Source organism: Salipiger pentaromativorans (assembly GCF_024721115.1).
GTDB classification, from domain to species: Bacteria; Pseudomonadota; Alphaproteobacteria; order Rhodobacterales; family Rhodobacteraceae; genus Salipiger; species Salipiger pentaromativorans.
Genome location: NZ_JAMDHK010000004.1, coordinates 85862 through 100662 on the forward strand (window position 1 = coordinate 85862; position 14801 = coordinate 100662).

Here is a 14801-nt window from a genome sequence, read left to right on the forward strand (position 1 = left end):
CTTCCCGCAGCTTGGTGCGCAGCCGCGAGATCCGGACGTCCATCGCCCGGTCGAAACTCTCGCCCGCCGCGCCGCCCAGGGTCTCCTGCATCTGTGCGCGGGTGATCAGCCGTTTCGGACTGTCCAGGAACAGCCGCAGCACCTCGCCCTCGGCATGGGAAAACGGCGTTTCGGCACCGCTTTCGTCCTCCAGCGCGTAGCGGTCGAAATGGGCCGTCCAGCCGGCGAACGTCGCCGTGTCGCCCTGCCGCCGCGCCACGCGCGGGCCGCGCAGCCGGGCGCGGATGCGGGCGACCACCTCCGCCGGATCGAAGGGCTTGATGATGTAATCGTCGGCGCCCAGCTCCAGCCCGGTCACCCGGTCCTGCACCTGCGCGCGCCCCGAGATGATGATCACCGCCGCGCCCTGTTCCAGCGCCAGCCGGTGCACCAGCGTCAGCCCGTCGCGGTCGGGCAAACCCAGATCGACCAGGCACACATCCGGCGTGGCGCGCTTCAGCGCTGCTTCGAATTCGGTGGCCCGCGCAAAGGTCATGGTGCGGAACCCGGCCTCGGTCAGCACGTCCGACAGGATCACGCGAATGGCCGGTTCATCGTCGAGGATGGAGACGAGCGGGGCGGTCATGCGGCGCTCCTGCGGTGGCCGAGAAAGGCAGAGAGCTCGTCGGCGGTGAAGGGCTTGGTCAGCACGGGCGCGCGGCGGCGGGCCTCCACATGCCGCGGGTGATCGGGGGGCAGCGCGGTCATCAGATGCACCGGCAGATGCGGCAGGCGCAGCGGCAGGTCCGAGCCCGGCTCGGCCCCTTCCAGGGTGATGTCGGACAGCACCAGATCCACTTCCAGCCCCTCGGCCAGCGCGCAGGCCTCCTCGACCGAGGCGGCCTCGGCCACGACATGGCCGAGCGCGGTCAGCATCTCGCGCACCTGGGCGCGCAGCTCGGGATTGTCCTCGACCAGCAGCACGAGCCCGGACTGCGGCAGCGACAGGGCGCGGCGCAGCGGCAGGCGCAGGGTCACGCAGGCGCCGGGCGCGCCGTTGCTGAGCTTCACCCCGCCGCCCGCGAGCTTGACCATGTCGTAGACCATGGCGAGCCCGAGCCCGGTGCCCTCGCCACCCTTGGTGGTGAAGAACGGGTCGAGCCCGTGTTTCAGCGCCTCTTCGCTGAACCCCGGCCCGGTGTCGGCGACCGACAGCTCCAGCCAGGTATCCTTGATCGCACGGGCGCTGACGCGGATGACGCCCTCGCTGCCGCAGGCATCGGCGGCGTTGAGGATCAGGTTCAGCACCGCGTCCTGCAACAAGCCTGCGTCGAGCAGGAAGCTGCCTTCGATCTGCGCGTCGGTCTCCAGACGCACGCTGCCGGGCAGCGAGGGGGTGGCCAGCGTTGCGAGATCGCTGAGCAGCGCCGCCGGTGCGACCGGTTCGGGCCGCCAGGCGCGGTGGGTGGTGATGTCGGCGATGCGGTTCAGCAGATCGCCGCCACGCCGCGCCGCCTGAAGGGTGCCGGCGACCAGCGCCTCGGCCTCGCGGGTCTCGACCATGCGGGCGAGTTTCGACTGCATGCCGAGGATGATGGTCAGCAGGTTCGAGAAATCATGTGCCATGCCCGAGGTGAGCTGCACCGCCAGTTCGCGCCGCCGCGTCTGTTGCAGCGCCGCGCGCGCCTGGGTCTCTTCGGTGACGTCATGGCTGAGGATATAGACCCCGGGATCCTGCGGATCGGGGGTAAAGACCGCGCGGATGCGGCGCGACGAGCCGTCATCGGTGAATTCGAAGATGCTTTGCGTCCCCGCGAGCGCGCGTTCCAGATGCGGTTTCACCTTTTCATAGGCGGGCCCCAGCGCCGTGGAGATATGCAGGCCCAGGATGTCCGAGGGCCGCCCGGGCATCACCGAGGACAGCCGCCGGTTGGAAAAGGTGTAATGCCCGGTGGCATCCACGCGGGCGATATGGGCGGGCATCATCTCGGTGGTGAGCCGGGTGCGGGCCTCCATCTCGGTCAGTTCGCGCCGCGCCTCCTCCAGCGCCGCGTTGGTGGCGGCGAGCTTGCGGTTGGCGGCGGCGAGCTTTTCCGAGCGCAGCAGCACCTCTTCCGAGAGCAGCTCGGAGCGGGTGCGCAGGAGCTGCTCCTGCCGCTTCACCGCGGTGATGTCGGTATAGACCGTGACCCAGCCGCCCTGCGGCAGCGGCGCGCCCTCGACGCTGATGGTCCGGCCGTTGGCGCGGGTGCGCTCCATGTAATGCGGCTCGAAGGCGCGGGCCTGATCGACGCGGGCGCGCACGAAGGCCTCGATGTCGGTGACCGTCCCGTATTCGCCGGCGGCGACGAGATGGCGGATGGTCTCCTCGAAGGTTGCGCCCTCGGTCATCAGCCGTTGGGGCAGGTCGAACATCTCGCCGAAGCGGCGGTTCCAGACCGCAAGCCGCAGATCGCTGTCGTAGATCGACAGCGCCTGCTGGATCAGGTTCAGCCCGGCCTGGGTCAGTGCAGCCTTGGTCATGTCTCCTCCTGGTCTATGGCTAGCACCGCCCGGCGCGGCTGGAAAGCGTGGCGCGGCATTTGCGTGGAGGCGGGCGGGAATGCTGCGGGGCGGCATGACGCGCCCGGCTGTTACAATTCGTAAGGATTGGGAAAACTTCACGAAAACATTGACCGTCAGCATGCTCGTGACCCTTAATGGGGTCAGAATCGCGCATCAGACGCGATGGCCCTCTGGAGGAGGGGGCGTGCGTCCGGGAGACCGGGCGAAACGGGAGGAAACAACTTGGCGTATATGTCCGAGGGCGTGGAAGGTCTGCGCTCGATTCCGGCGCTGTTGCACAGGAACGCGACGCAATTCGCGGGGCGCCCGGCCTATCGCGAGAAAGAGTTCGGCATCTGGCAGAGCTGGACCTGGGCCGAGGTCGAAAAGGAGATCGAGGCTTTTGCGCTGGGGCTGCTGAACCTCGGCGTGAACCCCGGCGATCATGTCGCGGTGATCGGGCGCAACCGACCGACGCTGTACTGGTCGATGGTGGCGGCGCAGATGTGCGGCGCGGTGCCGGTGCCGCTGTATCAGGACGCGGTGGCCGAAGAGATGGAATATGTGCTGCAACATTGCGGCGCGCGCTTTGTCATCGCCGCCGATCAGGAGCAGGTCGACAAGGTCATCGACATCCAGGAGGACCTGCACCAGTTCGAGCATATGATCTATGTGGACCCGCGCGGCATGCGGAAATACGATCACCGCACGCTGCACGAATATGCCCACATCCAGAACCAGGGTCGCGCCGCCTATGACGAGTTCATCGGCGAGCTGACCAGGCGGCGCGAGGCGCTGGGTTATGACGACACCTGCGTGATGCTTTACACCTCGGGCACCACCGGCAAGCCCAAGGGCGTGGTGCTGTCGAACCGCAATATCATCGAGACGGCGCGGAATTCGGCGGAGTTCGACAAGCTGGGACCGGGCGAGGAGGTGCTGGCCTATCTGCCGATGGCCTGGGTCGGCGATTTCATCTTTTCCATCGGTCAGGCCTATTGGACCGGGTTCTGCGTGAACTGTCCCGAAAGCGCCGAGACGATGATGACCGATCTGCGCGAGATCGCGCCCAGCTATTATTTCGCGCCGCCGCGGGTCTTCGAGACGCAGCTCACCCAGATCATGATCCGCATGGAGGATGCGGGCGCGCTGAAGCGCCGGATGTTCCACCATTTCATGGCGCATGCGCGGCGGGTGGGGCCGAAGGTCCTGGACGGCAAGCCCGTGGGTGTGCTGGAGCGGCTGAAATACGCTTTGGGGTCGTTCCTGGTCTACGGGCCGCTCAAGAACACGCTGGGGTTTTCCAAGGTGCGGGTGGGCTATACCGCCGGCGAGGCCATCGGGCCGGAGATCTTCGATTTCTACCGGGCGCTGGGGATCAACCTGAAACAGCTTTACGGGCAGACCGAGGCGTCGGTCTTTATCACCCAGCAGCCCGATCACGAGGTGCGGCCCGATACGGTGGGGGTGCCCTCGCCGGGGGTGGAGATCCGCATCGCCGAGAACGGCGAGGTGTTCTACCGTTCGCCGGGGGTGTTCGTGGAATATTACCAGAACCCCGACAGCACGGCGGACACCAAGGACGCCGAGGGCTGGGTCGCCACCGGCGATGCCGGGTTCTTCGAGGAGGGCACCGGGCATCTGCGGATCATCGACCGGGCCAAGGATGTGGGCAAGATGGCCGACGGGGCGCTGTTCGCGCCGAAATACGTCGAGAACAAGCTGAAGTTCTATCCCAATATCCTCGAGGCGGTGGTGTTCGGCGCGGATCGCGACCGCTGCACCGCCTTCATCAACATCGACCTGACGGCGGTGGGCAACTGGGCTGAACGCAACAATATTGCCTATGCCTCCTATCAGGAGCTGGCGGGCCATCCGCAGGTGCTGGAGACGATCCGGTCCCATGTGGAGGAGGTGAATGCCTCGGTGGCGGAGGACGAGATGCTCTCGGGCTGCCAGATCCACCGCTTTCTGGTGCTGCACAAGGAACTGGATGCCGACGATGGCGAACTGACGCGGACGCGGAAGGTGCGGCGCAAGATCATCGCGGAGAAGTTCCACGATCTGGTGACCGCGCTCTATGACGGCTCGTCGAGCGTCTACACCGAGACCGAGGTGACCTATGAGGACGGGCGCAAGGGCAAGATCAGGGCGACGCTGACGGTTGTGGACGCGCAGGTGGTGCCGGTGGCACCGCGCGCGATGGCGGCGGAGTGAGCGGGATGGCTGGACGTCGCTCGTGCTGCGCACATCGCCCCGCCCGCCATCCCGTGGGGCGCCCGAGCCGGGGAGGCCCGCGATGATGGATGGGGCGGATCAGAGTATTTGGGGGGAAGATGAAAGGCAGGAGGCCGTGACGGACACGCAAGGCTATGTGACCGCCGACGGGCGGCAGATCGGGGGGGTTCTGATGGAACTGCGCAACATCACCCTGCGCTTCGGCGGCGTGGTGGCGATCAAGGATATTTCCTTCGACATTCGCGAAGGCGAGATCCGCGCGATCATCGGGCCCAACGGGGCGGGCAAGAGCTCGATGCTGAACATCATCAGCGGGTTCTACACGCCCTCCGAGGGCGAGCTTTGGTACAAGGGCGCGAAACGGCCTGCGATGAAACCTTATGAGGTGGCGCGCATGGGTGTGGCGCGGACCTTTCAGAACATCGCGCTCTTCGAGGGCATGTCGGTGCTCGACAACGTCATGACCGGGCGGCTCACGCATATGCATGCGGGCATCGCGTCGCAGGCGCTCTGGTGGGGCCGCGCGCGCGACGAGGAGATCGCCAACCGCGAGAAGGTGGAGAAGGTCATCGACTTTCTGGAGATCCAGGCGATCCGCAAGACGCCGGTGGGGCGGCTGCCCTATGGCTTGAAGAAGCGGGTGGAGCTGGCGCGGGCGCTGGCGGCGGAACCGTCGATCCTGTTGCTCGACGAGCCGATGGCGGGGATGAACGTGGAGGAGAAGGAGGACATGAGCCGCTTTATTCTCGACGTGAACGACGAGTTCGGCACCACGATCTGTCTCATCGAGCACGACATGGGCGTGGTGATGGATCTGAGCGACCGGGTGGTGGTGATGGATTACGGCAAGAAGATCGGCGACGGGCCGCCCGAGGAGGTGCGGGCGAACCAGGACGTGATCGACGCCTATCTGGGAGTGGCGCATTGAGGCCGGGGGGCGGTGTGTGCCGGCCGGCGGCAGAGCGCCGGTCCGGAATGGGGGTGACAGGGAGTGAGACGGGGCAGACGCTATGCTGAACGAGATTTTCATCAAACCCTTCGCCGATATGGTCGGGGCGCCGGATTTTCTGTTGCAGGTGCTCTGGGAAGGGCTGGTGTCGGGGATCCTCTATGCGCTGATCGCGCTGGGCTTTGTACTGATCTACCGGTCGAGCCGGATCTTCAACTTTGCCCAGGGCATCATGGTGGTCTTTGCCGCGCTGACGCTGGTGGGGCTGCACGCCATGGGCGTGCCGGCCTGGATCTGCGTGATCCTGACGCTGGGGGTGATGTTCGTGCTGGCGGTCACCATCGAGCGGGTGGTGCTGCGCCCGCTGGTCGGCCAACCCGACATCATCCTCTTCATGGCCACCATCGGGATCACGCTGTTCCTCATCGGCTTCGGCGAGATCATCTTTGGCGGCGAGAACAAGGTGATGATCACCTCGGAGCTGGGCATTCCCACGGACTCGGTGCTGCTGGAACCCTGGGGCGGGCTGCTGATCCTCGAGCAGAAGGACATCACCGCGGTTGTGGTGGCGGCCCTGCTGGTGGTGGCGCTGCTGGCCTTCCTCAACAAGACGCGCATGGGCCGGGCGATCCGGGCGCTGGGCGACGATCATCAGGCGGCGTTGTCGGTGGGGATCTCGCTTCAGACGATCTGGGTGCTGGTCTGGTTCATCGCGGGGATCATCGCGCTGGTCACCGGCATCGCCTGGGGCGCGCGCGCGGGGGTGAGCTTTGCGCTGGAGGTCATCGCCTACAAGGCGCTGCCGGTGCTGATGCTGGGTGGACTCGAATCGATCACCGGGGCCATCGTGGGCGGGCTGATGATCGGCATGCTGGAGAAGCTCTTCGAGATCTATTGGGGGCAGCCGCTGCTGGGCGGCAATACCGAGACCTGGTTCGCCTTCATGCTGGCGCTGATCGTGCTGCTGTTCCGCCCGCAGGGGCTCTTCGGGGAACGCATCATCGAAAGGGTCTGACGCCGGTCCGGGCGCAAGCCCGGCAAACCCTCCGGGGGAGGGTTTGAGGCGGCAGAGGGCGGAGCCCCGATGACGAGGCAGCGACGAGGGCAGCCCGGAAAGACCTCCGGGGATCGGTTTCCGCCATATGCGGGCGCCTCGGAGGAAGAGACAGATGATGGTGGGCAGGATTGCCCACCCTACGACCGGGCCGTCGCGGTGACAGGACGGAGCGGGTGGCGCCGGGAGGAGAGACGGGGCCGCCGATCAAGGGAGAAGATCAAGATGGCAAAGCTGATTGCGATCCTGAACGTGGTGGCCTGGGCGGGCTTCTGGGCGTTCGGCTATCTGGCGCTCACCGCCAATACGGCGGCCGGCGGGCAGACGGTCACCGCGCTCATCCTGGCGGCGCTTGGCGGCGCGCTGGGGCTCTGGGCCTGGTTCTGGCTGGTCGGGCACAGCGAGCGCACGGGCTATGCGCCCGCGCCCAAGCGGGCCTTCCCGGACGAGTTCCGGGAGCACGAAGGCAGCCTCTGACACCGCTTCAATAGCGGCTCTGATCAATGCAGTTCGCGGCGGGGTGTCCCGACCGCACGGGTGCCCTGCACCCTCACAGACAAGGGAGAGAAGGCGGGATGCTGTATCGCACGGCCGGACAATTCAAGACCAGCTATCAGGCCGACCAGGCCCTGTTCCCGATCCGTCAGGACGCGGTTCTGCTGGGCATCATCCTGATCTTCGCCTGGGCGATCCTGCCGCTGGTGGCGAGCGAATTCGCCTATCAGACGCTGCTGATCCCGATCCTGATCTATTCGCTGGCGGCGCTGGGGCTGAACATCCTGACGGGCTATGCCGGGCAGCTTTCGCTGGGCACGGCGGCCTTCATGGGGGTGGGCGCCTATGCCTGCTACAAGCTGGTCACGCTGTTCCCCTGGATGAACCCCATTGTGGCCATCCTGCTCTCGGGGGTGTTCAGCGCCGGGGTGGGGGTGCTGTTCGGCATCCCGTCGCTGCGGATCAAGGGGTTCTACCTCGCCATCGCGACGCTGGCGGCGCAGTTCTTCCTGGTCTGGCTCTTCGAGAAATGGGGCTGGCTTTACAACTACAACGCCTCGGGCGCGATCCAGGTGCCCAATCTCGAGATGTTCGGGGTCTATGTGGCCGGGCCGCAGGCCTCGTCCGTCGTGCAGTATTTCGTGGTGCTGGGGGTGGTGACGCTGATGACCCTCATCTGCATCAACCTCACCCGCGGCACGCTGGGGCGGAGCTGGAAGGCGACGCGGGACATGGACATCGCTGCCGAGCTCATCGGCATCAACCTGATGCGCTCGAAGCTCACCGCCTTTGCGATCTCGTCCTATGTGGTGGGCGTGGCGGGCGCGCTTTTCGTCTTCATGTGGCGCGGCGCAGCGGAACCCAACCTCTTCGACATCCCGCTCAGCTTCCGCATCCTCTTCATCGCGATCATCGGGGGGCTCGGGTCGGTCCTCGGGAACTACCTGGGCGCGATCCTGATCGTCGGCCTGCCGGTGGTGCTGAACACCGTGCCCGAGGCGCTGGGCCTGCCGATCTCGTCCGCCACGGTCGAGCATCTGAACGTCATGATCGTCGGCAGCCTCATCGTCTTCTTCCTGATCATCGAGCCGCACGGGCTCGCCCGTCTCTGGGCGCTGATCCGGGAGAAGCTGATCATCTGGCCCTTCCCGCACTGACGGGCGGGTCGGCACGACCGGAAAACACAACCATTCATCGGACATTCAAGGGAGGAGACTCGATGAAACACTTTACCAGACTGGCCGCCGCTGCGGCGCTGGGCGCGCTGATGGGCGGCACGGCGCTGGCCGAGGGGCTCTACACGCCGAACCTCGCCTATCGCACCGGGCCCTTTGCGGCGACCGGCATCCCGATCATGAACGGGCAGAAGGACTATATGGAACTGCTGAACGCCCGCGACGGCGGCATCGGCGGCGTTCCGGTCGATTTCGAGGAATGCGAGACCGGCTATTCCACCGAGAAGGGGGTGGAGTGCTACGAGAAGACCAAGGGCCGGGCCATCGTCACGCAGCCCTGGTCGACCGGCATCACGCTCCAGGTGCTGCCCAAGACCAATGTCGACGAGATCCCGATCCTGGCGCCCGGCTACGGCTTTTCGCCGATGGCCGACGGCAAGGTGTTCAAATGGGCCTTCAACACGCCGCTCTCCTATTGGGACGGCGCCTCGATCATCCTGGAATACCTGTCCCAGCAGGGGGATCTGAAGGGCAAGAAGGTCGCCTTCCTGCATCTCGACCACCCGTTCGGCAAGGAGCCGCTGCCCTATCTCGAGATGAAGGCGGAAAGCCAGGGCTTCGAGCTGCTGCCGATCCCGGTCGGGCTCAAGGAGATGCAGAACCAGTCGGCGCAATGGCTTCAGATCCGCCGCGAACGCCCGGATTACGTGATCATGTGGGGCTGGGGCGCGATGAATGCCGGTGCCATCACCGAGGCGGTGAAGACCAAGTTCCCGATGGAGAACATGCTGGGGGTCTGGTGGGCCGGGCATGACGCGGATCTCAACCTCGTGGGCGAGGCCGGCAAGGGCTATAAATCGGTGAGCTGGTCCTTCCCGAACCCGGATGCGCCGATCATGGCGGATCTGCAGAAATATCTCGTCGAGCCGGGCAACACCCTGTCGAACCCGGAGGAGATGGCCGGGGTCTTCTATTCGCGCGGGCTGGTCATCTCGATGATGCTCGCCGAGGGCATCCATGTGGCGCAGGCGCATTTCGGCAAGGGCGAGATCTCTCCCTCCGAGCTGCGCTGGGGGCTGGAGAACCTCAACCTCACCGAAGAGCGTCTGGCCGAGCTGGGCATGACCGGCATGGTGCCGCCCTTCTCGACCTCCTGCGCCAACCACACCGGCCATTCGGGCGGCTGGATCCTGGAATGGGACGGGGCGAAATTCACCAAGGCCTCGGATCTGATCATGCCCGACAGCGCGGCGATCGCCGAGCTGGAGGAGGCCAAGGCCAAGGAATATGCCGAAGCCAACGCGCCCTGGCCGATGAACGACGATTGCAAGATGTGATCTGAGCTGCCCGGCGGCGGCGCGGGTGTCGCCGCCGGATTTCGCGTATTTGGAAAGAGAAGAAGATGCTGGATTCGGGACGCACCGAGACCCTTCTCGAGGTCAACAATATCGAGGTGATCTACAACCACGTCATCCTCGTGCTGAAAGGCGTGTCGCTGTCGGTGCCCAAGGGCGGGATCACCGCGCTTCTGGGCGGCAACGGCGCGGGCAAGACCACGACGCTGAAGGCGATCTCGAACCTGCTGCATTCCGAGCGGGGCGAGGTGACCAAGGGCTCGGTGATCTATCGCGGCGAGCGGGTACAGGATCTGGACCCCGCCGCGCTGGTGAAGAAGGGCGTCATCCAGGTGATGGAGGGGCGACATTGCTTCGAGCATCTGACCATCGAGGAAAACCTGATGACCGGGGCCTTCACCCGGCGCGACGGCAAGGCGGCGGTCGCCGCCGATCTGGAGATGGTCTATGAGTATTTCCCGCGCCTGAAGGAGCGGCGGAAATCGCAGGCCGGCTATACCTCGGGCGGCGAGCAGCAGATGTGCGCCATCGGGCGGGCGCTGATGAGCCGCCCCGAGACGATCCTGCTGGACGAGCCCAGCATGGGGCTGGCGCCGCAGTTGGTGGAGCAGATCTTTCAGATCGTGAAGGCGGTGAACGAGGGCGAGGGCGTGTCCTTCCTGCTGGCCGAGCAGAACACCAATGTGGCGCTGCGCTATGCGCATTACGGCTATATCTTGGAGAATGGCCGGGTGGTGATGGACGGGCCCGCGGCGGATCTGCGCGAGAACCCGGATGTGAAGGAATTCTATCTCGGCATGTCGGACGAGGGCCGCAAGAGCTTCCGCGACGTGCGGTCCTATCGCCGCCGCAAGCGCTGGCTGGCATGACGCGCATGTATGCGATGTTTTCTGGCGCTTCCCATCCCCGAGCCGCTTCTGCCCGCCCTGCTGGATGTGCAGGAGGCGGTGCCCGTGGGCCGCGCGGTGCCGGAGGAGAACCTGCACCTGACGCTGGTCTTTCTGGACGATCAGCCGCAGACGGCATTGCAGGAGCTGCATCTGGCGCTGGAGAGCCGCGCGCTGCCGGGCTGTACGCTGGCGCTGACGGGGCTTGCGCTGTTCGGCGGGCGCCGCGCCAGGCTGCTGGCGGCGGATGTGGCGCGGGCGCCGGCGCTGATGGCGTTGCAGCGCGCGGCGATGCGGGCCGTGAGCGCGGCAGAGATCGCCCTGCCACGCGCGCGCTTTCGCCCGCATGTGACGCTGGTGCGCTTCGGCGCCGGTCTGCGCGAGGCCGACCGGCTGCGGCTGGATGCGGCGCTGGCGCGGTTCGCGGGTCTGGCCACGCCGCCCGCGCCGGTGGCAGCGCTGCGGCTCGTGGGATCGGTGCTGACGCCCGAGGGGGCGGTTTACGAAACGCTGGCGGAGTATCCGCTGGGGCCATGGTCCGGGACGGAATGACAAGGAGGCTCGGATGAGCAGGTATTACGACGATCTGGAGACGCGCAGCGCGGATGCGCGCGCGGCGGCCCTGGCGGCGGCCATGCCGGAGCAGATCGCGCGGGCCCGGGGGCTGCCGGGCTATGCGGAGACGCTGGCCGAGGTCGATGCGGCGGCGGTCACCGATCGCGCGGCGCTGGCGCGCCTGCCGGTGCTGCGGAAATCGGCGCTGGTCGCGGCGCAGGCGTCGGCGGCGCCTTTCGGGGGCTATGCGACGAAACCCGCGCATGGGTTTGCGCATGTCTTTCAGTCGCCCGGACCGATCTACGAGCCGGGCGGCAACGCGCACGACTGGTGGCGGCTGGGACGGTTCCTGTCGGCCTGCGGCATCGGGCCGGGGGACATCGTGCAGAATTGTTTCGGTTATCATCTGACGCCGGCGGGGATGATCTTTGAGAACGGCGCCCGCGCGGTGGGCGCGGCGGTGCTGCCCGCCGGCACCGGCCAGACCGAGCTTCAGGCGCGGGCGGCGCATGACGTGGGCGTGACCGCCTATGCGGGCACGCCGGATTATCTCAAGCTCATTCTGGAAAAGGCCGATGCGCTGGGCTTGGGGTTGGGAATCGCGCGGGCGGCGGTGTCGGGGGGGGCGCTGTTCCCGTCGCTCCGGCAATATTACGCGGATCGCGGGATTTCCTGCCAGCAATGTTATGCCACCGCCGATCTGGGCATGGTGGCCTATGAAAGCGACGCCATGGAGGGGATGATCGTCGATGAACAGGTGATCGTCGAGATCGTGACGCCCGGAACCGGCGATCCGGTCGCGCCGGGCGAGGTGGGCGAGGTGGTGGTGACCACGCTCAACCCCGATTACCCGCTGATCCGCTTCGCGACGGGCGATCTGTCAGCGGTCATGGAGGGGGAAAGCCCCTGCGGCCGGACCAATATGCGCATCAAGGGCTGGATGGGGCGCGCCGACCAGACCACCAAGATCAAGGGCATGTTCGTGCGCCCCGAACAGGTCGCCGCGCTGGTGGCCAAACATGCCGAGATCGACCGCGCGCGGGTGGTGGCGAGCCGCGAGGGCGAGATGGACGTGATGACCGTGCGTATCGAGACCGTTGCCGAGGATCCGGCCCCCTATGCGGGCACCGTGGCCGAGGTACTCAAGCTCAAGGGGACCGTGGAGCTGGTGAAGCCGGGCGGGCTGCCGCGCGACGGCGTGGTGATCGAGGACACGCGGCGCTACGATTGAGCGCCGCAGCGCTTGACGCCCGGGCGGGCGCTGCGCAGGGTCGCGGCGGGCGCCCGGAGGCCGCGTGTCGGACGGGGAGGGAGGCGCTCTGAACGAGGAGCTGTCTCATGTCCGTTTCCCCGGCCCTTGGGGTCTGCCGCTGCGGTGCCACCCGGATCGAGGTGAGTGCCGAGCCTCTGATGACCGCCGTCTGTCATTGCACCGGCTGCCAGAAGATGAGCGCCAGCGCGTTTTCGCTGACCGCGATGGTGCCCGCCGGGGCGTTTCGCGTGGTGCAGGGGGTGCCGGTGCGCGGCGGGGCGAAGACGCCGGGGCTGGATCACATGTTCTGCCCGGACTGCCTGACCTGGATGTTCACCCGTCTGAGCGGCTTCGAGGGGGCCGACAGCTTTGTGAATGCAAGGGCCACCATGTTCGACCGGCCCGACTGGTGCGTGCCCTTCCTCGAGACGATGACGGATGAGAAACTGCCCTGGGTCAGCACCCCGGCGCAGCGCAGCTATGCGGGCTTTCCCGGCGTCGAGGATTTTGCGGGGCTGGTCGGGGACTATGCGGCAAGCCGCGCCTGAGGCGGGTCAGAGCAGTTCCAGAACCCGTTCCGGAGGGCGGCCGATGATGGCCCGCCCTTCGGCGAAGGCAACCGGACGTTCGATCAGTTTCGGCTCGTCTGCCATGGCGCGCAGCAGCGCCTCGTCGCTGTCCTCGCGGGTCAGACCCCGCTCGCGGAAGGCGGCCTCCTTCGTGCGCATCATCGCGATGGCGGGCAGGCCGAGCGCGGTCTGCGCGGCCTTCAGCTCGTCGTAGCTGGGCGCGTCGTCGAGATATTTGCGAATCTCCGGGCGAAGCCCCTTTTCCTCGAGCAGCGCCAGGGCCTGCCGGGATTTCGAACAGCGGGGGTTGTGCCAGAGAATCATGTCCAGTCCTCTCGTCCGGTGCCCACTGCCTCGGCGACCGAGGCGAATCCGTCCCGCGCCAGCAGAGCATCGAGCCCGTGCAGGATTTCGGAGACGAGGCTGAGACCGCCATAGACCAGGGCGCTGTAAAGCTGCACCGCCGAGGCGCCGGCGCGGATCTTCTGATAGGCCTGCTCGGCCGAGCCGACACCGCCCACGCCGATCAGCGGCAGCCGTCCCTCGGTCAGCACCGAGAGGCGCGCCAGCACGCGGGTCGATTTCTCGAACAGCGGCTGGCCCGAGAGCCCGCCGGCTTCCGCCCGCAGCGGCGAGCGCAGGCCGTCGCGGTCGAGGGTCGTGTTGGTGGCGATCACCCCGGCCACACCCGAGGAGAGCGCCACCTCCGCGACATCGGCAAGCCCGGCCGCGTCGAGGTCGGGCGCGATCTTGAGAAAGACCGGGATCGGGCGGTCGAGATCCGCGCGGGCCTCCATCACACCGGCCAGCAGCGCCGCGAGCGCCGCCTTGCCCTGAAGGTCGCGCAGCCGTTCGGTATTGGGCGAGCTGACATTGACCGTGGCGAAATCCAGATCGGCGCCGCAGCGCGCCAGGACGCGGGCGAAATCCCCCGCGCGGTCGTCGCTGTCCTTGTTGGCGCCGAGATTTAGACCTAAAATCATGTCCTTGGGCCGATGCATCAGCCGCCCGGCGATGGCATCCATCCCGTCGTTGTTAAAGCCGAACCGGTTGATCACCCCGCGGTCTTCGGTCAGGCGGAACAGCCGGGGCCGGGGGTTTCCGGGCTGCGGCCGAGGGGTGGCCGCGCCCACTTCGACAAAGCCGAATCCGGCGCGGGAGAGGCCCGACAGCGCCTCGGCGTTCTTGTCGAACCCGGCGGCAAGGCCCAGCGGATTGGCAAGATCGAGCCCCGCGAGGCGGCAGCGCAGCCGGTCCGAGGTGATCGTGCCCGGTGCCGCGGCCAGCCCCGATTGCAGCGCCTTCAGCGCCAGCCCGTGGGCGGACTCGGGGTCCATGCGGTGCAACAGCGCCAGCCCGGCGCGCTCGACGAGGCTCATGTCATGTCATCCGGAAACACATGCCCGCCCATGCCCAGCGGCAGGGGGCGCGACCAGCGCACATCGGCCAGCCGCAGGGCGCCGTAGAGATGCGGGAACAGGGCCCCGCCGCGCGAGGGTTCCCATCTCAGGGCATCGCCCAGATCGTCGGCCTCGAAGGCCAGGATAAAGAGCCCGTCCTCGCCCGCGAAATGCTTGGAGGCGGTTTCGCGCACCTGATCCAAGGTGGAGAAATGGATAAAGCCATCGGCCTCGTCCACCGGTGCTCCGGTGGTTTCGCCCTCGGCTTGCAGCGCGGCCCATTCCCCGGACCTCAGGATTTTATAGATCAGCATGAGAGTGAGATGCCGGGGAACGCCCCGCCGGTCAA

At 66.8% G+C, this 14801-nt stretch carries 15 protein-coding genes; 10 read left to right on the forward strand and 5 right to left on the reverse strand.

Annotation, left to right across the window (positions count from 1 at the left end):
* Both M4578_RS08660 and M4578_RS08665 read right to left on the reverse strand, forming a co-directional pair.
* Window positions 1–625 (reverse strand): response regulator transcription factor (locus M4578_RS08660; RefSeq protein ID WP_258093049.1); only part of this gene is annotated, 625 nt, incomplete at its 3' end.
* Window positions 622–2502, reverse strand: coding sequence for a hybrid sensor histidine kinase/response regulator (locus tag M4578_RS08665; RefSeq protein WP_258093050.1), 1881 nt, complete (start codon window positions 2500–2502; stop codon window positions 622–624). The genes M4578_RS08660 and M4578_RS08665, both read right to left, overlap by 4 nt.
* A 273-nt stretch (window positions 2503–2775) precedes the next feature.
* On the opposite strand from M4578_RS08665, the gene M4578_RS08670 reads away from it, so the two are divergent.
* The 10 genes from M4578_RS08670 (at window position 2776) to M4578_RS08715 (ending at window position 13031) form a co-directional block, all read left to right on the forward strand.
* The gene (locus M4578_RS08670) at window positions 2776–4740 is read left to right on the forward strand and encodes an AMP-binding protein (protein ID WP_258093288.1); all 1965 of its coding nucleotides are present in this window, start codon (window positions 2776–2778) and stop codon (window positions 4738–4740) included.
* 85 nt (window positions 4741–4825) lie between these two features.
* Window positions 4826–5689, forward strand: a complete 864-nt coding sequence (locus M4578_RS08675) for an ABC transporter ATP-binding protein (protein ID WP_258093289.1) — start codon at window positions 4826–4828, stop codon at window positions 5687–5689.
* Between the two features lie 82 nt (window positions 5690–5771).
* Entirely contained in the window at window positions 5772–6725 is a 954-nt protein-coding gene (locus tag M4578_RS08680; RefSeq protein WP_258093051.1) for a branched-chain amino acid ABC transporter permease, read from the forward strand.
* A gap of 264 nt (window positions 6726–6989) precedes the next feature.
* Window positions 6990–7241 carry a hypothetical protein gene (locus M4578_RS08685; RefSeq protein WP_258093052.1) on the forward strand — a complete coding sequence of 84 codons (252 nt, stop codon included), beginning with the start codon at window positions 6990–6992 and terminating at the stop codon, window positions 7239–7241.
* 98 nt (window positions 7242–7339) lie between these two features.
* Window positions 7340–8416, forward strand: a complete 1077-nt coding sequence (locus tag M4578_RS08690) for a branched-chain amino acid ABC transporter permease (protein WP_258093053.1) — start codon at window positions 7340–7342, stop codon at window positions 8414–8416.
* 62 nt (window positions 8417–8478) lie between these two features.
* The gene (locus M4578_RS08695) at window positions 8479–9771 is read left to right on the forward strand and encodes an ABC transporter substrate-binding protein (protein WP_258093054.1); all 1293 of its coding nucleotides are present in this window, start codon (window positions 8479–8481) and stop codon (window positions 9769–9771) included.
* Between the two features lie 65 nt (window positions 9772–9836).
* The gene (locus M4578_RS08700; protein ID WP_258093055.1) at window positions 9837–10658 is read left to right on the forward strand and encodes an ABC transporter ATP-binding protein; all 822 of its coding nucleotides are present in this window, start codon (window positions 9837–9839) and stop codon (window positions 10656–10658) included.
* A gap of 9 nt (window positions 10659–10667) precedes the next feature.
* On the forward strand, window positions 10668–11228 hold the full coding sequence (gene thpR, locus M4578_RS08705) for an RNA 2',3'-cyclic phosphodiesterase (RefSeq protein WP_258093056.1): 561 nt from the start codon (window positions 10668–10670) through the stop codon (window positions 11226–11228).
* 13 nt (window positions 11229–11241) lie between these two features.
* Window positions 11242–12462, forward strand: coding sequence for a phenylacetate--CoA ligase family protein (locus M4578_RS08710; RefSeq protein WP_258093057.1), 1221 nt, complete (start codon window positions 11242–11244; stop codon window positions 12460–12462).
* Between the two features lie 107 nt (window positions 12463–12569).
* Complete coding sequence (locus M4578_RS08715) at window positions 12570–13031, forward strand: GFA family protein (protein WP_258093058.1); 462 nt, start codon at window positions 12570–12572, stop codon at window positions 13029–13031.
* A gap of 6 nt (window positions 13032–13037) precedes the next feature.
* Here M4578_RS08715 and arsC read toward each other — a convergent pair whose 3' ends face one another.
* From arsC to M4578_RS08730, 3 genes are read right to left on the reverse strand one after another with little or no spacing between them, the layout of a single operon-like run.
* Window positions 13038–13376 carry an arsenate reductase (glutaredoxin) gene (gene arsC / locus M4578_RS08720; protein ID WP_258093059.1) on the reverse strand — a complete coding sequence of 113 codons (339 nt, stop codon included), beginning with the start codon at window positions 13374–13376 and terminating at the stop codon, window positions 13038–13040.
* Window positions 13373–14431 (reverse strand): quinone-dependent dihydroorotate dehydrogenase, encoded by a 1059-nt coding sequence (locus tag M4578_RS08725; protein ID WP_258093060.1) that lies wholly within the window; start codon window positions 14429–14431, stop codon window positions 13373–13375. Before M4578_RS08725 ends, arsC begins: the two co-directional genes overlap by 4 nt.
* On the reverse strand, window positions 14428–14766 hold the full coding sequence (locus M4578_RS08730) for a DUF952 domain-containing protein (RefSeq protein WP_258093061.1): 339 nt from the start codon (window positions 14764–14766) through the stop codon (window positions 14428–14430). The genes M4578_RS08725 and M4578_RS08730 overlap by 4 nt, the downstream gene beginning before the upstream one ends.
* Window positions 14767–14801: the final 35 nt, after the last annotated feature.